This window comes from Burkholderia sp. SIMBA_062, assembly GCF_046534765.1.
In the GTDB taxonomy this organism is placed as follows: Bacteria; Pseudomonadota; Gammaproteobacteria; order Burkholderiales; family Burkholderiaceae; genus Burkholderia; species Burkholderia ambifaria.
Genome location: NZ_JAWRYD010000011.1, coordinates 181,225 through 198,875, shown reverse-complemented (window position 1 = coordinate 198,875; position 17,651 = coordinate 181,225). Strand labels below are relative to the sequence as shown.

General features: G+C 67.2%; 16 protein-coding genes. 9 read left to right on the top strand and 7 right to left on the bottom strand.

Annotated elements, in window-relative coordinates:
• Positions 1-414: 414 nt before the first annotated feature.
• The 3 genes from aroG (at position 415) to SB786_RS14735 (ending at position 2,268) form a co-directional block, all read left to right on the top strand.
• Positions 415-1,488, top strand: a complete 1,074-nt coding sequence (aroG, locus tag SB786_RS14745) for a 3-deoxy-7-phosphoheptulonate synthase AroG (protein ID WP_410728073.1) — start codon at positions 415-417, stop codon at positions 1,486-1,488.
• Positions 1,489-1,612: 124 nt separating this feature from the next.
• Positions 1,613-1,882, top strand: a complete 270-nt coding sequence (locus SB786_RS14740; RefSeq protein ID WP_410728072.1) for a type II toxin-antitoxin system Phd/YefM family antitoxin — start codon at positions 1,613-1,615, stop codon at positions 1,880-1,882.
• Positions 1,879-2,268, top strand: coding sequence for a type II toxin-antitoxin system VapC family toxin (locus tag SB786_RS14735; protein ID WP_410728071.1), 390 nt, complete (start codon positions 1,879-1,881; stop codon positions 2,266-2,268). The genes SB786_RS14740 and SB786_RS14735 overlap by 4 nt, the downstream gene beginning before the upstream one ends.
• Positions 2,269-2,360: 92 nt before the next feature.
• Here SB786_RS14735 and hmpA read toward each other — a convergent pair whose 3' ends face one another.
• A complete protein-coding gene (gene hmpA / locus SB786_RS14730; protein WP_410728069.1) occupies positions 2,361-3,569 on the bottom strand; it encodes an NO-inducible flavohemoprotein in 1,209 nt (402 codons plus the stop codon).
• Positions 3,570-3,662: 93 nt separating this feature from the next.
• Positions 3,663-4,214 (bottom strand): cob(I)yrinic acid a,c-diamide adenosyltransferase, encoded by a 552-nt coding sequence (locus tag SB786_RS14725; RefSeq protein ID WP_410728068.1) that lies wholly within the window; start codon positions 4,212-4,214, stop codon positions 3,663-3,665.
• A gap of 140 nt (positions 4,215-4,354) precedes the next feature.
• On the opposite strand from SB786_RS14725, the gene SB786_RS14720 reads away from it, so the two are divergent.
• From SB786_RS14720 to proC, 6 genes are all read left to right on the top strand, one after another.
• Positions 4,355-5,764, top strand: coding sequence for an FAD-binding oxidoreductase (locus SB786_RS14720; RefSeq protein WP_410728066.1), 1,410 nt, complete (start codon positions 4,355-4,357; stop codon positions 5,762-5,764).
• 37 nt (positions 5,765-5,801) lie between these two features.
• Positions 5,802-7,295 carry an FAD-linked oxidase C-terminal domain-containing protein gene (locus SB786_RS14715; RefSeq protein WP_006760043.1) on the top strand — a complete coding sequence of 498 codons (1,494 nt, stop codon included), beginning with the start codon at positions 5,802-5,804 and terminating at the stop codon, positions 7,293-7,295.
• Between the two features lie 185 nt (positions 7,296-7,480).
• Positions 7,481-8,569, top strand: coding sequence for a glycolate oxidase subunit GlcE (gene glcE / locus SB786_RS14710; RefSeq protein WP_410728064.1), 1,089 nt, complete (start codon positions 7,481-7,483; stop codon positions 8,567-8,569).
• Between the two features lie 285 nt (positions 8,570-8,854).
• Positions 8,855-10,081 carry a glycolate oxidase subunit GlcF gene (glcF, locus tag SB786_RS14705; RefSeq protein WP_410728063.1) on the top strand — a complete coding sequence of 409 codons (1,227 nt, stop codon included), beginning with the start codon at positions 8,855-8,857 and terminating at the stop codon, positions 10,079-10,081.
• Positions 10,082-10,215: 134 nt separating this feature from the next.
• Entirely contained in the window at positions 10,216-10,914 is a 699-nt protein-coding gene (locus SB786_RS14700) for a YggS family pyridoxal phosphate-dependent enzyme (RefSeq protein WP_175695717.1), read from the top strand.
• A 51-nt stretch (positions 10,915-10,965) separates the two neighbouring features.
• Complete coding sequence (gene proC / locus SB786_RS14695) at positions 10,966-11,778, top strand: pyrroline-5-carboxylate reductase (protein ID WP_410728061.1); 813 nt, start codon at positions 10,966-10,968, stop codon at positions 11,776-11,778.
• A 102-nt stretch (positions 11,779-11,880) separates the two neighbouring features.
• On the opposite strand, the gene ubiA is transcribed toward proC, so the two are convergent.
• The 5 genes from ubiA to SB786_RS14670 form a co-directional block, all read right to left on the bottom strand.
• On the bottom strand, positions 11,881-12,753 hold the full coding sequence (gene ubiA, locus SB786_RS14690; protein ID WP_410728059.1) for a 4-hydroxybenzoate octaprenyltransferase: 873 nt from the start codon (positions 12,751-12,753) through the stop codon (positions 11,881-11,883).
• A 277-nt stretch (positions 12,754-13,030) separates the two neighbouring features.
• Entirely contained in the window at positions 13,031-13,519 is a 489-nt protein-coding gene (gene dpsA / locus SB786_RS14685; protein ID WP_006760049.1) for a non-specific DNA-binding protein DpsA, read from the bottom strand.
• A 120-nt stretch (positions 13,520-13,639) separates the two neighbouring features.
• Positions 13,640-13,813 carry a hypothetical protein gene (locus SB786_RS14680; protein WP_410728057.1) on the bottom strand — a complete coding sequence of 58 codons (174 nt, stop codon included), beginning with the start codon at positions 13,811-13,813 and terminating at the stop codon, positions 13,640-13,642.
• 101 nt (positions 13,814-13,914) lie between these two features.
• Complete coding sequence (gene katG, locus SB786_RS14675; RefSeq protein WP_410728056.1) at positions 13,915-16,101, bottom strand: catalase/peroxidase HPI; 2,187 nt, start codon at positions 16,099-16,101, stop codon at positions 13,915-13,917.
• 535 nt (positions 16,102-16,636) lie between these two features.
• The gene (locus tag SB786_RS14670) at positions 16,637-17,596 is read right to left on the bottom strand and encodes a LysR substrate-binding domain-containing protein (RefSeq protein WP_410728055.1); all 960 of its coding nucleotides are present in this window, start codon (positions 17,594-17,596) and stop codon (positions 16,637-16,639) included.
• Positions 17,597-17,651 lie beyond the last annotated feature (55 nt).

Sequence of the window (17,651 nt, the reverse complement as noted above, 5' to 3'; positions counted from 1 at the left end):
TGACAAAAACGCGCGGATTGTCCGCATTTTTTGACGCCCCGGCTTGCCAGCCGCACGGCGACACGGTATAAATTCCGAATCAACTTTTTTGACGAACCGAATCTCCGTCATGTCCGCCAAGTTTTATTTTTACTTTTTTTGGCATCTCAGACCGCTGGCGGATCGAGAGGGTTGATGGCGCGTGAAGCGCAACCGAAATTCCCGAAAAACCGCCGGCGAACCCGGCGGTTTTTTTTCGCCCTTCGCCAGCCGGTCGCCGCCGCAGCGATCCCGCGGCCCCGACCGACACCTCTGAATTGCCTGAATCGATGAATTTGCCGCACGCGTAGTAATTGGTCGGCGCCCTCAACAGCTTTGCATGGGGCCGGAGTCAGTGCCGAAGCACGAACGCCGGTCGACACAGGAGAAAACAGCATGCCCCCGCACAACACCGACGACGTCCGCATTCGCGAACTCAAGGAACTGACGCCGCCCGCCCACTTGATTCGCGAATTCGCGTGCTCCGAGGTCGCGTCCGAGCTGATCTACCACTCGCGCCAGTCGATGCACCGCATCCTGCACGGGATGGACGACCGGTTGATCGTCGTGATCGGCCCGTGCTCGATCCACGATACGAAGGCGGCGATCGAGTACGCGGGGCGGCTCGTGAAGGAGCGCGAGCGCTTCAGGGGCGAACTGGAAATCGTGATGCGCGTGTACTTCGAGAAGCCGCGCACGACGGTCGGCTGGAAGGGGCTCATCAATGATCCGCACCTGGACAACAGCTTCAAGATCAACGAAGGACTGCGCACCGCGCGTGAACTGCTGCTGCAGATCAACGAGATGGGGCTGCCGGCCGCGACCGAATACCTCGACATGATCAGCCCGCAGTACATCGCCGACCTGATCTCGTGGGGCGCGATCGGCGCGCGCACGACCGAGTCGCAGGTGCACCGCGAGCTGGCGTCGGGGCTGTCGTGCCCGGTCGGCTTCAAGAACGGCACCGATGGCAACGTGAAGATCGCGGTCGACGCGATCAAGGCCGCGTCGCAGCCGCACCATTTCCTGTCAGTGACCAAGGGCGGCCACTCGGCGATCGTATCCACGGCCGGCAACGAGGACTGCCACGTGATCCTGCGCGGCGGCAAGGCGCCGAACTACGACGCGGACAGCGTGAACGCCGCATGCGCGGACATCGGCAAGGCCGGCCTCGCCGCGCGCCTGATGATCGACGCGAGCCACGCGAACAGCTCGAAGAAGCACGAGAACCAGATTCCCGTGTGCGCGGACATCGGCCGCCAGGTCGCGGCGGGCGACGAGCGCATCGTCGGCGTGATGATCGAGTCGCACCTCGTCGAGGGGCGTCAGGACCTGAAGGAAGGCTGCCCGCTGACCTATGGCCAGAGCATCACCGATGCGTGCATCGCGTGGGACGACAGCGTGAAGGTGCTCGAAGGCCTCGCGGAATCAGTGAAGGCACGCCGCGTCGCGCGCGGCAGCGGGAACTGAAGGACGCCCGCAGGGTGACCGTATGGCCCCCGCCTGGCGGCGGATTGGCCATGCGGCCAGCCTGCAGTCGGCGTGTCGCTCTGCTAGACTAGCTAACATTATCTAGCTAACCGGGGGATCGACCATGCCGACCGTCAACATGCACGATGCCAAGTCGCGGCTTTCCAGCCTCGTGGAAGCGCTTGAATCGGGGCGCGAAGCCGAAGTCGTGATCGCCCGCAACGGTCATCCGGTCGCCCGGATCGTTCCGTACACCGCGCCGAAGCGGATCGGCGCAGCCCGTCAGTTGCTTGCCGGATTGAACATTCCGACAAGCGTCGAGGCATTCAATGCCGGCGATGAATCGATCGCCGCCGACTTCGATGCCAGCGCCGAGCGAGGGCTCGCGCCGTGAAGCTGTTACTCGATACGCATATCGCGCTCTGGGCGGCCGAAGGCGCATCGCAACTTTCGCCGACTGCTGCCGCATTGATCGAGGATCCGCTGAACACGCTGTACGTCAGTGCCGCGTCCATCTGGGAAATCGCAATCAAGTATCGCAAGGGCAATCTCCCGGTTCACCCGCGGGATGCCCGTTCGGCGTTCCGGCTCGCCGGGTTCGCTGAGTTGCCGATCAGCAGCGATCATGCCGAGGCCGTCGCCGCGCTGCCGGATTTCGCCGATCATGCCGATCCATTCGATCGCGTGATGGTCGCCCAAGCGTTGCATGAAGGCATGCCGCTCGTCAGTGCCGATCCGGAGGTGTGGCGCTACCACGCAACGCTGATGTTGCGCGCCTGAAGCCGCCCCCACGACGGCGCAAGTAAAAAGCCCGGCTCGCGCCGGGCTTTGTCATTGCATCGTTGCGTTGGCCGAAACCGGCCGCCGGTACTTCACTCGAGCGCGCCCGAGCCGAAGATCTCGGTGTTCACACGCTCCGGCGCAACGCCCAGGGCGACGAGCGCATCGCGTTGCGCCTTCATGAACGCGATCGGCCCGCAGATGTAGTAGTCGGCATCCGGCACCAGCGCATGCTGCTTCACGCGTTCCGGCGTCAGGCGCCCTTCGAGGTCGTGATCGACACCGGCACGGTCGTTCGGGCCGACCAGCTCGTACAGCACCGTGCGCTTCACGTTCGCGTGCTCGCGCGCCGCGTCGTTCAGCCAGTCGCGGAACGCGTGCACCGCGCCCGAACGGCATGCGTGGACGAACCGCACTTCGCGCTTGCTGCCTTCGGCGATCAACGTCGACGCCATCGACATCATCGGCGTGATGCCAACGCCGCCCGAGATCAGCACGACCGGCGTCTCGGCGTCGCGCTTCAGCGAGAAGTCGCCCATCGGCGCCGTTACCTCGACGATCGCGCCCTCTTCCACGCCGTCGTGCATCAGCGTCGACACCTTGCCGGCCGGGATCGCTTCGGGCCTGCCGGCCTCGCGCTTCACCGAAATGCGCAGCCACTTGCCGTGCGGCGCGTCGGACAGGCTGTACTGGCGCGGCTGGTCGACTCCCAGGTCGCCGACGAAGCGCTTCACCGAGATGTACTGGCCCGGCTCGAACTTCGGCGCGTCGCCGCCATCGGCGGGGGTCAGGTAGAACGACGTGATCTCGTCGCTTTCGCGCACCTTGCGGGCGACCTTGAACGGGCGGAAGCCGCTCCATGCGGCGTTCGCGTACAGGTCGGCCTCGGCGCCGATCATGATCTGCGCGAGCTGGCCGTAGGCGACGCGCCAGGCTTCGAGCGTTTCCGCGTCGACCGCGTCGCCGAGCACTTCGACGATCGACGCGAGCAGGTTCTCGCCGACGATCGGGTAATGCTCCGGACGGATATTGAGGCTCGCATGCTTGTGCGAGATGCGCGACACCGCGCTGCCAAGCGCACCGAGGTTGTCGATGTTCGCGGCATACGCGTAGACAGCCTTCGCGAGCGTTTCGGGCTGGCTGCCGGTCTTCTGGTGCGTCTGGTTGAACAGGTTCTTCAGTTCCGGATGACGCGCGAACATGCGCTGATAGAAATGCTTCGTGATCGTCGCGCCGTGCTCGGCCAGGACAGGGGCGGTGGCCTTCACACGGGCCATCTGGTCAGCGGTGATGTGGGTCATGTTCGTTCTCCGTTAAACATGCTCGTACGATACATCTTTAAAAACCAGCGCCCCGTCGGACAAATTGTCGCAGTGCGGAAAACGATGCCGGCGTCAGCGCACGCGCCCGCGCTCCCACAGCACGTCCGAGCCGCCGTCCGCGCGGTTCAGCACGCGCGCCAGCACGAACAGCAGATCCGACAGCCGGTTCACGTAACGCCGCGGCGCATCATTGAGCGTGTCGGTGCGCCCAAGCGCGACGATCGAGCGCTCGGCACGGCGGCATACCGTCCGGCACACGTGCGCCAGCGACGCCGCGCGCGAGCCGGCCGGCAGGATGAACTCCTTCAGCGGCGGCAGCGTCGCGTTGTAGTCGGCCAGCCACTGGTCGAGGCGCGCGAGGTGCGTGTCGTCGAGCACCCCATGGCCGGGGATGCACAGCTCGCCGCCCAGATCGAACAGGTCGTGCTGGATCGTGACGAGCGCGGTGCGGACGTCGTCCGGAAGCGGCTCGGCAAGCAACACGCCGAGGGTCGAGTTCAGCTCGTCGACGTCGCCGATCGCGGCGATGCGCGTGTCGTCCTTGCCGATGCGGCGGCCGTCGCCGAGGCCGGTGGTGCCGTCGTCGCCGGTGCGCGTGGCGATCTTGCTCAAGCGGTGGCCCATGTGAGTGTCCTCTCGTGCGCGGCCGCAGCGCGGGCCGGTTGGGTTGGTACGCGATTATCGCAGCCCGGGGCGGGGGCCGCAGCGGACGTTGCAGCGTAGAATGGGCCGAAAGTTCGACAAGCAGCCGTCAGGAGACACGAGTGAATCACCCCGACACGCCGGCCGCCACGCGCCGCCCCCTCCCGCCCGCGATGCTCGATGCGCTGCGCGCCGCCTTCGGCGAGCGCGTGTCGACCGCCGAGGCCGTCCGCGCCCATCACGGCCGCGACGAATCGCCGTTCGATCCGCAACTGCCCGACGTCGTCGTGTTCGCCCGCAGCGCGGATGAAGTCCGCGAAGTCGTGTCGCTTTGCGCGCTCTACAGTGTGCCGCTGATTCCGTACGGCGCCGGCTCGTCGCTCGAGGGCCACCTGCTCGCCGTGCGCGGCGGCGTATCGCTCGACCTGTCGGAAATGAACCGCGTGCTGTCGATCAACGCGGAAGACCTGACGGTCACGGTCGAACCGGGCATCACGCGCAAGGCGCTCAACGAAGCGCTGCGCGACACCGGCCTGTTCTTCCCGATCGATCCGGGCGCCGACGCCAGCATCGGCGGGATGACCGCGACCCGCGCGTCGGGCACCAACGCCGTGCGCTACGGGACGATGCGCGAGAACGTGCTCGGCCTGAGCGCCGTGCTCGCCGACGGCCGCGTCGTGAAGACGGGCTCGCGCGCGCGCAAGTCGTCGGCCGGCTACGACCTCACGCGCCTGTTCGTCGGCTCCGAAGGCACGCTCGGCGTGATCACCGAGATCACGCTGCGCCTGCATCCGCTGCCCGAAGCCGTGTCGGCCGCGATCTGCACGTTCCCGTCGATGGGCGACGCGGTGCGCACCGTAATCGAGACGATCCAGATCGGCGTGCCGATCGCGCGCGTCGAATTCGTCGATTCGCTCGCGGTGCGCTCGATCAACCGCCACTCGAACCTGACGCTCGCCGAGGCGCCGACGCTGTTCTTCGAATTCCACGGCACCGAAGCCGGCGTGAAGGAACAAGCCGAGCTCGTGCAGGCGCTCGCGGGCCAGAACAACGGCCAGGGCTTCGAATGGGCGACCCGCCCCGAGGACCGCACGCGGCTCTGGGCCGCGCGCCACAACGCGTACTTCGCGATGCTGCAGTTGAAACCCGGCTGCCGCGCAGTGACGACCGACGTGTGCGTGCCGATCTCGCAGCTCGCCGCGTGCGTCGAGGAGACCGAAGTCGACCTGCGCGCGTCGTCGCTGCCCTGCCCGATCGTCGGCCACGTCGGCGACGGCAATTTCCACGTCGCGATCCTGATCGATCCCGACAAGCCCGAGGAACTCGACGAAGCCGAACGCATCAACGACCGGATCGTCGAACGCGCGCTGCGCCTCGGCGGCACCTGCACCGGCGAACACGGGGTCGGGCTGCACAAGATGCGCTTCCTGCCGAAGGAGCACGGCGACAACGCGATCGACGCGATGCGCGCGATCAAGCTCGCGCTCGATCCGCGCAACCTGATGAATCCCGGCAAGATCTTCACGTGCTGACACGGCGGCGCGCCGCCGCGCCGCCGCAGGAGACCCCATGAACGCTTCCGTCGAACTGTCGAGCGCGACCCGCGCGCAGCGCCAGCGCGAAGTCGTGCAGGCGCTGATGGCCGTGCTGCCGACGCATTGCCTGCTGTTTCGCGACGAAGACACCGCGCCGTACGAATGCGACGGCCTGTCCGCGTACCGGCGGCTGCCCCTCGCGGTCGCGCTGCCCGAAACCGAGTCGCAGGTGCAGCGGATCGTGCAGATCTGCCGCCGCATGGAAGTGCCGATCGTGCCGCGCGGCGCGGGCACGAGCCTGTCGGGCGGCGCGCTGCCGATCGGCAACGGCGTCGTGCTGTCGCTCGCGCGCTTCACGCGCATCGTCGAGGTCGATCCGTACGCGCGCACGGCCACCGTGCAGCCCGGCGTGCGCAACCTCGCGATTTCGGAAGCCGCCGCGCCTTACGGGCTGTACTACGCACCGGATCCTTCGTCGCAGATCGCCTGCACGATCGGCGGCAACGTCGCGGAAAATTCCGGCGGCGTCCACTGCCTGAAATACGGGCTGACCGTGCACAACGTGATGCGCGTGCGCGCGGTCACGATCGAAGGCGAGATCGTCGAATTCGGCTCGCTCGGCCTCGACACGCCGGGCCTCGATCTGCTCGCGGTGATGATCGGCAGCGAAGGGATGTTCGCGATCGTCACCGAAGTCACGTTGAAACTGATCCCGAAACCGCAGACCGCGCAGCTCGTGATGGCGAGCTTCGACGATGTCGTGAAGGGCGGCGAGGCGGTCGCCGCGATCATCGCGTCGGGCATCATCCCGGCCGGGCTCGAGATGATGGACAAGCCGGCCACCCAGGCCGTCGAGGCGTTCACGCACGCGGGCTACGACCTCGACGCGAAGGCGATCCTGCTGTGCGAATCGGACGGCACGCCGGAGGAAGTCGCGGAGGAAATCGTGCGCATGACGGCCGTGCTGCGCGAGCATGGCGCGACGCGCATCCAGGTCTCGCGCAACGAAAGCGAGCGCCTGCGCTACTGGTCGGGCCGCAAGAACGCGTTTCCGGCCGCCGGGCGCATTTCCCCCGATTATTACTGCATGGACGGCACCGTGCCGCGCCGCGCGATCGGTCCGCTGCTCGCGCGCATCGAACAGCTCGAGACGCGCTACGGGTTGCGCTGCATCAACGTGTTCCATGCCGGCGACGGCAACATGCATCCGCTGATTCTCTACAACGCGAACGATCCGGACGAGCTGCACCGCGCCGAGCAGTTCGGCGCGGAAATCCTCGAATGCTGCGTGGAATTCGGCGGCAGCGTGACGGGCGAGCACGGCGTCGGCATCGAAAAGCTCAATTCGATGTGCGTTCAGTTCTCGCCGCAGGAACGCGACGCGTTCTTCGCGGTCAAGCGCGCGTTCGATCCGGCCGGGCTGCTCAATCCCGACAAGGGCATTCCGACCCGCGCGCGCTGCGCGGAATACGGTCGCCAGCACGTGCGCGGGGGGCTGCTGCCGCACCCCGACCTGCCGCGCTTCTGAGCACCGCGTGGCGGCGCGCCCCGTGCCGACGCGCGGGTCGCGACGTGCCGCCCTGCCCGCGCGCCGGCCATGCGCGCGGCGGCGCCCGCATGCACTCGTGATACGGGGCTTAGGGATAGTCGCGATGTGGATTCGCGCCACCCCGGTACAATCGACCGGACAACAAGACGAGATGGCAACGGAACATGGAAGAGGACGACATCGTCGCCGGATGGGCCGAGCGCATCCGCGCCGCCAGTGCCGACGGCCGGCCGCTGCGGATTCGCGGCGGCGGCACCAAGGACTGGTACGGCCAGGCGCTGGACGGCGAAATACTCGACACGCGCGCGTTTCAGGGCGTCGTGTCGTACGACCCGGCCGAACTCGTCGTCACGGTCCGCGCGGGCACGCCGCTCGCGCAGCTTGAAACTGCCCTCACCGAGTGCGGCCAGATGCTGCCGTTCGAGCCGCCGCACTTCGGCCGCACGGCTACCGTCGGCGGCTGTATCGCGGCCGGCCTCGCGGGCCCGCGCCGCGCGACCTGCGGCGCGCCGCGCGATTTCGTGCTCGGCGTCACGCTGATGAACGGGCGCGGCGAGTTGCTGCGCTTCGGCGGCCAGGTCGTGAAGAATGTCGCCGGCTACGACGTGTCGCGGCTGATGGCCGGCGCGCTCGGCACGCTCGGGCTGATGCTCGAGCTGTCGATCAAGGTGCTGCCGGTGCCAGTCGCCGAAGTCACGCTGAAGTTCGAGATGAGCGCGACCGACGCGGTGCGCAAGCTCAACGAATGGGGCGGCCATCCGCTGCCCGTCAGCGCGAGCGCGTGGCGCAACGGCACGCTGGTGCTGCGGCTGTCGGGCGCCGAGGCCGCCGTGAAATCGGCGAAGACGCTGCTCGGCGGCGAAGTCGTCGACGCGGTCGAGGCCGAGCGCTTCTGGGCCGGCCTGCGCGAGCACGCCGATCCGTTCTTCAACGGCATCCCGCCCGGCTATGCGCTATGGCGCCTCGCGCTGCCGTCGATCACCGAACCGATGCACCTGCCCGGCACCCAGCTGATGGAATGGGGCGGCGCGCAGCGCTGGTGGATCACCGACGCCGATGCGCAGACGGTGCGCATGAGCGCGAAGCAGGCTGGCGGCCATGCGACGCTGTTCCGCGCGGGTGACGCTTACGACCGCAGCGCGGGCGTGTTCACGCCGCTGCCCGCACCGTTGATGAAGATTCACCGCGGGCTGAAGGCTGCGTTCGATCCCGCACGCATTTTCAACCGCGGCCGGCTCTACCCCGAGCTTTAGGGTCTGTTTACCTATGGAACGCACATGCGAATGCCCGAAATCGCTCGTAGGGCAAGAAGTGAGGAGCGCCGTTTGGCCGAGCCAAACAAGTGACGACCGACGCCGCCATACGGGCGATTTCGGGCATTCCCGTGGAATGAATTTTTTAATTAGGGGTTGCCGCGAGAACGGCCGCTCGCCGCGTTGCGCGCCTTGCGAATACTTCAGTATTCGCGGCGTCGCGCGCCTCGCGAGCGGCCGTTCTCGCGGCAACGCATGCGCGTTCCATAGGTAAACAGACCCTAAATGCAAACGAACCTCGCCGATTTCATCCGCAATACGCCCGACGGCGACGAGGCCGACGCGATCCTGCGCAAGTGCGTGCATTGCGGCTTCTGCACCGCGACGTGCCCGACCTACCAGTTGCTCGGCGACGAACTCGACGGCCCGCGCGGGCGCATCTACCTGATCAAGCAGATGGTCGAAGGCGCGCCCGTCACGCGCAGCACGCAGCAGCACCTCGATCGCTGCCTCACCTGCCGCAGCTGCGAGACGACCTGCCCGTCGGGTGTCCAGTACGGCCGGCTCGTCGAGATCGGCCGCAAGCACGTCGAGGCGCAGGTGCAGCGCCCGGTGCAGCAGCGGCTCCTGCGCCGCGTGCTCGCGAGCCTCGTGCCGAACGCGGCGCTGTTCTCGCCGGTCATGCGGCTCGGCCAGCACGTGCGGCCGCTCTTGCCGAAACGGCTGCGCGACAAGGTACCGCTGCGCCAGCAGCTGCTCGAATGGCCGCAGCGCACGCATCCGCGCAAGATGCTGATGCTCGGCGGCTGCGTGCAGCCGTCGATGCTGCCAAACATCAACATCGCGACCGCACGCGTGCTCGACGCACTCGGCGTCGAGACGATCGTCGCGCCCGACGCGGGCTGCTGCGGCGCGATCCGCCTGCACCTGAACTATCACGACGAAGCACTCGCCGACGCACGCCGCAACATCGACGCGTGGTGGCCGTATCTCGAGCAAGGCGCCGAAGCGATCGTCATGAACGCATCGGGTTGCGGCGCGACGGTGCTCGAATATGCGCACCTGCTGCGTGACGATCCGGCCTATGCGGAAAAGGCGCAGCGCATCGTCGCGCTGACGCGCGACATCTCCGACGTGCTGCTCGCGTTCGAGGCCGAGATCGCGACGCTCGCGCGGCGCCGCGCGATCCATACCGTCGCGTACCACCCGCCGTGCACGCTGCAGCACGGCCAGCAGTCGCGCGGCAAGGTCGAGCGTCTGCTCGAGACGCTCGGCATCGACGTGCGGCTGCCGGCCGACAGCCACCTGTGCTGCGGGTCGGCCGGCACCTATTCACTGACGCAGCCGTCGCTGTCGTACCGGCTGCGCAAGCAGAAGCTGCTGAAGCTGCAGGCACTCGAGCCGCAGATGATCGTGTCCGGCAACGTCGGCTGCATCGCGCACCTGCAGAGCGGCACGCAGATTCCGGTCGCGCACTGGATCCAGCTCGTCGAGCATTTGCTGTATGGCTAGCGCGGCGCCGGGCCGGCCGGTCGCGCACGGCATCCCGTCCGTATAATGGGCGATTCGATGCGACGCGTGCCGTGCCGCATCCGCTGCCGTATCCGCCGTGGTATCCGCTTCTCGTGCCTGCTTCCGTGCCCGTCATGTCCGATTTCGCCGCCCGTCTCGACTCCGTTCACCGCCGCATCGCCGACGCCGCCCGCGCGGCCGGCCGCGATCCCGCCACCGTCTCGCTGCTCGCCGTGTCGAAGACGTTTCCCGCCGACGACGTGCGCGCCGCGCATGCGGCCGGCCAACGCGCGTTCGGCGAAAACTACGTGCAGGAATCGATCGACAAGATCGACGCGCTCGCGGATCTCCGTGCCGGGCTCGAATGGCATTTCATCGGGCCGCTGCAATCGAACAAGACGCGCCCGGTGGCCGAACGGTTCGACTGGGTCCATTCGGTCGACCGGCTGAAGATCGCGCAGCGCCTCGCCGAACAACGCCCCGCGCACCTGCCGCCGCTCAACGTGTGCGTGCAGGTGAACATCAGCGGCGAGGCGTCCAAGAGCGGCGTCGCGCCGGCCGACGTGGCCGAGGTCGCGCGCGCGGTCGCCGCGCTGCCGACGCTGCGCCTGCGCGGCCTGATGGCGATTCCCGAACCGGCCGGCGATACCGACGCGCAGCGCGCGCCGCATCGTGCGCTGCGGGCGCTGTTCGATACGCTGCGCGCCGACGGCCTGCCGCTCGACACGTTGTCGATGGGCATGTCCGCCGATCTCGAGGCCGCGGTGCTCGAAGGCGCGACGATCGTGCGCGTCGGCACCGCGCTGTTCGGCGCACGCGACTATTCGCACTGAGCGCCTCCCCTGTTCCGCCTTTCCGTTCACTCTCCTGCTCAATTCGAAACCATGAAAATCGCATTCATTGGCGGCGGCAACATGGCCGCGGCCCTGATCGGCGGCCTCATCAAGCGCGGCGTCGCCGCTGACGGCCTGTATGCCATCGACGTCAACGAGGAAGTCCGCGCGCGCGCCGCGCAGCAATTCGGCATCCGTACCGGCGCGGCCATCGACGCGACGCTCGCGGGCTACGACGCGATCGTGCTCGCGGTGAAACCGCAGGTACTGAAGGACGTCGCGCAGCCGCTCGCCCCGCATCTGAAGGCCCAGCTCGTGATTAGCATCGCGGCCGGCATCCGCGGCACCGATCTCGCCCGCTGGCTCGGCGACTACGCGCGTGTCGTGCGCACGATGCCGAACACGCCCGCGCTGGTCGGCATGGGCGTGACGGGCCTCGCCGCGCTGCCGGGCGTCGACGCGGCCGGTCGCGAGCTCGCGTCGAACGTGCTCGGCGCGGTCGGCGAGATCGTCTGGTTCGACGACGAAGCGCAGCTCGATGCCGTCACCGCGATCTCGGGGAGCGGCCCCGCCTACGTGTTCTATTTCATCGAAGCGCTGCAGGAAGCCGCGCGCCGCCTCGGCATGAACGACGAACAGGGCCGCGCACTCGCGGTCGCGACGTTCGCGGGTGCCGCGCAACTCGCCGCGCAATCGGGCGAACCGGCGAGCGTGCTGCGCGAGCGCGTGACGTCGAAGGGCGGCACGACGGCCGCCGCGCTCGCGTCGTTCGACGCGCAGGGCGTGAAGGAAGCGATCGTGCGCGGCGCGTTGGCCGCCGAGGCGCGCGCGAAGGAAATGGGTGACGAGCTCGGCCGCGCGTAAGCGTGGCGCACTGCGCCGGGTTTCCGGCACCGGCACCGGCAACAAAAAAGCGGCCTCGGCCGCTTTTTTGTTGGCATCGCGCGCCGGCGCGCGGCGGCCGCTTCAGTTACCTGCCGTGCCCGCCAGCAGGTAGTGCGCGGCGATCCCCGCGAACAGCACGCCGCCGAGCCAGTTGTTGTGCCGGAACGCCGCGAAGCACGGCATCCGCTCGCGGTCCTTGATCAGCGTGTAGTGATACAGCGCGCAGCCGGCCGCCGCGGCCCAGCCGGCCCAGTACGCGAGGCCGAAGCCGAGCGTCACGCCGATCCACACATAGATGCCGAGCGTCGCCGCATAGCAGAGCATGACGGCCGCGACGTCGAAGCGGCCGAACGTCAGCGCGGACGTGCGAATGCCGATCTTGATGTCGTCGTCGCGGTCGACCATCGCGTATTCGGTGTCGTACGCGACCGACCAGAAGATGTTCGCGATCAGCATCACCCACGCGAGCATCGGCACCGTGTCCTGCACGGCCGCGAACGCCATCGGGATGCCGAAGCCGAACGCGATGCCGAGATACGCCTGCGGAATCGCGAAGAAACGCTTCATGAACGGATACGAGCCCGCGACGAACAGCGCGACGACCGACAGCTCTTTCGTCAGCGTATTGAGCGGCTGGATCAGCAGGAACGAGATAAAGGCCAGCACCACCGCGATCGCGACGGCTTCCCATGCGCGGATCTTGCCCGACGTCAACGGCCGGTCGGCCGTGCGCTTCACGTGACGGTCGAAATCGCGGTCGGCATAGTCGTTCATCGCGCAGCCGGCCGAGCGCATCAGCAGCGTGCCGAGCACGAAGATCGCGACCAGCGGCCAGCGCGGATGGCCGTCCGACGCGATCCACAGTGCGTTGAGTGTCGGCCAGAGCAGCAGCAGGCTGCCGATCGGCTTGTCCATCCGGACGAGCCGCAGATACAGGGGAAAGCGGGCAAGCATGGCGAAGCACCGGGAAGATAATCCCGGCATTTTAGAGCCGAGCGGCGGTTTACGTCATGTCGGGCCGGCCCACATGCGGTTGCCGCGACCAGCGCGCCGGCCCCCGGGCCCCGTGCACGCGAGCCCGGCAGTCTGCGCGTCAATCAAGGGACAGATGCGTGGCCCGCGCGTACCGCGCTGTCGCCGGAATGCGAGCCGATGCGGGCAACCCGGCCCCGGTTCGGCGTCGGACACCCGCTCACGCCGGCCGCGCGGCGCGCGACCGGCCGCACCGAGCTTACGCGAGCAGCGAGCGCAGCATCCACGCGGTCTTTTCATGCGTCTGCAGACGCTGCGTGAGCAGGTCGGCGGTCGGTTCGTCGCTCGCCGCATCGGCGATCGGGAAGATTTCGCGCGCGGTGCGCACGACGGTCTCGTGCCCTTCGACGAGCTGGCGGATCATCTCCTCGGCCGCCGGCACGCCGTCGGCCTCCGGCACCGACGACAGCTTCGCGAAATCCGCGAACGTGCCCGGCGCGACGACGCCGAGCGTGCGAATGCGCTCGGCGACCAGGTCGACCGCGAGCCACAGTTCGTTGTACTGCTCTTCGAACATCAGGTGCAGCGTGTTGAACATCGGGCCCGTGACGTTCCAGTGGAAGTTGTGGGTCTTCAGGTACAGCGAAAACGTATCGGCCAGCAGCCGCGACAGGCCATCCGCGATTTTCTTGCGGTCCTTGTCGCTGATGCCGATGTTGATCTGCGTGGCGTTACCTTTCTTGGCCATCTTCGGGACTCCTCATTCGAAATGTTGAACCGGCGAAACCGCGTCAAGCAATCGGCATGCCGCACCGCTCGGCAGCCGTTCGCCACGTGCCAGTCTAGCGCGGCGAGCGAATCGCTGCGCTCAACCGCCGGCACTCGAGACGATCGGCGCGAGCGCGTGCAGCGCCTGTGCGGCCAGCTCGACCGCACCGCCAATGACGATCGCGAAACCGGCGATGCGCCGCGCCAGCTCGGCCGGCGTGCGCATCACGGGCGCCGCGAACGCGGCGCGCATGTTCAGCATCATTTGCGTCATGGTCGTCACTCCTTCGACAAGACCTTGAATCGGAAGAAAAAACGGCCGGTCGTGCGACCGGCCGTTGCACGCGACGTGACTGCGCTAGCGCGTCACGACGTTCACGCGAGGTCGAAGCGGTCGAGGTTCATCACCTTGTTCCAGGCCGCGACGAAATCGCGCACGAACTTCTCGTTCGCGTCCGCGCTGCCGTACACCTCGGCCAGCGCGCGCAACTGCGAGTGCGAACCGAAGATCAGGTCGACGCGCGTGCCGGTCCACTTGACCTGGCCCGTCGCACGATCGCGCCCTTCGAACACGTCGTTCGCGGCCGACACCGGCTTCCACTCCGTTCCCATGTCGAGCAGGTTCACGAAGAAGTCGTTCGACAGCGTGCCCGGACGATCGGTGAACACGCCGTGCTTCGCGTCGCCGACGTTCGCGCCGAGCACGCGCAGGCCGCCGACGAGCACCGTCAGCTCCGGCCCGTTCAGCGTCAGCAGCTGGGCCTTGTCGATCAGCAGCGCCTCGGCCGGCGTCTTGTACGCACTCTTCAGGTAGTTGCGGAACCCGTCCGCAACCGGCTCGAGCACGGCCATCGCGTCGACGTCCGTCTGCTCCTGCGACGCGTCCATCCGGCCCGGTGCGAACGGCACCGTCACTGCGACGCCGGCGTTCTTCGCGGCCTGTTCGACGCCGGCCGCACCGGCCAGCACGATCAGATCGGCGAGCGACACCTTCTTGCCGCCCGTCTGCGCATCGTTGAACGCCTTGCGCACGCCTTCGAGCGTCTCGAGCACCGCCGCGAGTGCAGCCGGCTGGTTCACTTCCCAGTCCTTCTGCGGCGCCAGGCGGATGCGCGCACCGTTCGCGCCGCCGCGCTTGTCGGAACCCCGGAACGTCGAGGCCGACGCCCACGCGGTCGACACGAGCTGCGCGACCGACAGGCCCGACGCGAGCACCTTCGCCTTCAGCGCCGCGACGTCCGCGTCATCGATCAGCGGGTGATCGACGGCGGGGATCGGATCCTGCCACAGCAATTCCTCGGCCGGCACTTCCGGGCCGAGATAGCGCGCACGCGGACCCATGTCGCGGTGCGTGAGCTTGAACCAGGCGCGCGCGAACGCGTCGGCAAACTCGGCCGGGTTCTCGTAGAAGCGGCGCGAGATCTTCTCGTAGGCCGGATCGAAACGCAGCGACAGGTCGGTCGTCAGCATCGTCGGGCGATGCTTCTTCGACGCATCGAACGCATCCGGAATCACTTCGTCGGCACCCTTCGCGACCCACTGGTGCGCGCCGGCCGGGCTCTTCGTCAGCTCCCATTCATAGCTGAACAGGTGCTTGAAGAAGTCGTTGCTCCACTTCGTCGGCGTCGACGTCCACGTGACTTCGAGGCCGCTGGTGATCGCATCGTGGCCCTTGCCCGATGCATACGCGCTCTTCCAGCCGAGACCCTGCTGCTCGATGCCCGCCGCTTCCGGCTCCGGACCGACGTCCGTCGCGGGGCCCGCGCCGTGCGTCTTGCCGAACGTGTGGCCGCCAGCGATCAGCGCGACCGTCTCTTCGTCGTTCATCGCCATCCGCGCGAACGTGTCGCGGATGTCGCGCGCCGCCGCGACCGGGTCCGGGTTGCCGTCCGGGCCTTCCGGGTTCACGTAGATAAGGCCCATCTGCACGGCCGCGAGCGGGTTCTCGAGATCACGGTCGCCCGAGTAACGGCTGTTCGGGCCGCCGCTCAGTTCCAGCCAGATCTTTTCCGAACCCCAGTAGACGTCGTCCGGTTCCCACGTGTCGGCACGGCCGCCCGCGTAACCGAAGGTCTTGAAGCCCATCGATTCGAGCGCGACGTTGCCCGTCAGGATCAGCAGGTCGGCCCACGAGATGTTGCGGCCGTACTTCTGCTTGATCGGCCACAGCAGCCGGCGCGCCTTGTCGAGGTTCGCGTTGTCCGGCCAGCTGTTCAGCGGCGCGAAGCGCTGTTGCCCACCGCCCGCGCCGCCGCGGCCGTCGGCGGTCCGGTACGTGCCGGCGCTGTGCCAGGCCATCCGGACGAACAGGCCGCCGTAGTGGCCGAAGTCGGCCGGCCACCAGTCCTGCGACGTCGTCATCAGCGCCTGCAGGTCGCGCTTCACCGCCGCGAGGTCCAGCTTCTTGAATGCTTGTGCGTAGTCGAAATCCTTGTCCATCGGATCGGACAGCGCCGAGTGCCGGTGCAGGATGTTCAGGTTCAGCTGGTTCGGCCACCAGTCCTTGTTCGACGTGCCGCCGGCCGCCGTATGGTTGAACGGACATTTCGATTCGGTCGACATGCTTTTTCTCCTTTTCTTGCTCGTGGGCCCCCACTTGCCGGGCGCGGTTCGTGGAGCAGTGCGGGGGGATGAAACGGAACAGGGTGGCCCTGTCGTACTACGGGGTGTCGGGCGTGGCTTTCGATGCGGATTTCGCGACTTCGGACCTGCAATGCCCCCTCATGACTGGACGGCGGTGAACGGGGGACACGGGAGCGGCGCGCGGCGGCATTCATCCACCGTACACACGGTCCGCGAGGTATGCGAACGCAATCGGGCGCAGGCTGCGGGCCGCCGCCCTAGCACGATTCACGACTTCATCGCGCGACGGGATGTTCCGTTGCGCCTGCTGCAATACCGACCGCATCATGACATCCTCCTTTGACGCTTGCATCCAGCGTGCGGATCGGGCTGTCCATCCGACGCCGATCCATGTAGAAGATTGTAGTTATATCTATCGAATATTGTAATTTAATAAAAATAATCTATGCGATAGGCAAAATAAACGGGGTCGCAAGACCCCGTTCATCATGCCGTCCCGCATGCCGCGGTGCGCTCAGTTCATCGTGGCCGGCATGTCGAGCTTCGCGACGCCCGGCAGGTGGCACGCGGCGATCGCGTCGCTGATCGCGTCGATCGCCGGCATCCGCGTGAAGCTCTTGCGCCACACCAGCACGACGCGGCGATCCGGCACCGGTTCGTTGAACGGCACGTACGACAGCAGTTCGGCGTCGGGGCCGTTCGCGCGCGGGCCGACCTCGGCGACCGACATCCGCGGCAGCACCGTGATGCCGACCCCGCTCGCGACCATGTGGCGGATCGTTTCGAGCGACGAGCCCTCGAAGGTCTTCTGGATGCCGTCGGCCGTCTGCGAGAAGCGCATCAGTTCCGGGCACACGCCGAGCACGTGATCGCGGAAGCAGTGGCCGTTGCCGAGCAGCAGCATGGTTTCCTGCTTCAGGTCCTCGGCGTCGATCTCGTCGCGCTTCTCCCACGGATGGCCGGCCGGCAGCGCGACGACGAACGGCTCGTCGTACAGCGGCCGCACCATCAGGCCGGTCTCGGGAAACGGCAGCGCCATGATCGCGGCGTCGATCTCGCCCTGCTTCAGCAGTTCGAGCAACTTCAGCGTGTAGTTCTCCTGCAGCATCAGCGGCATCTGCGGCACACGCTGGATCATCTGCTTGACGAGGGTCGGCAGCAGGTACGGCCCGATCGTGTAGATCACGCCGAGACGGAACGGGCCGACGAGCGGGTCCTTGCCCTGCTTCGCGATCTCCTTGATCGCGAAGGTCTGCTCGAGCACGCGCTGCGCCTGCGTGACGATCTGGTCGCCGATCGGGGTCACGCTCACTTCACTCGCGCCGCGCTCGAAAATCTGCACGTTGAGCTCGTCTTCCAGCTTCTTGATCGCCACCGATAGGGTCGGCTGGCTCACGAAGCAGGCTTCGGCCGCGCGACCGAAATGGCGCTCGCGCGCGACCGCGACGATGTATTTCAGTTCAGTCAGGGTCATTGTGGGTCAATCAGATATATACAGGCGATAGGTTTAATTTATACACCCACTGGGA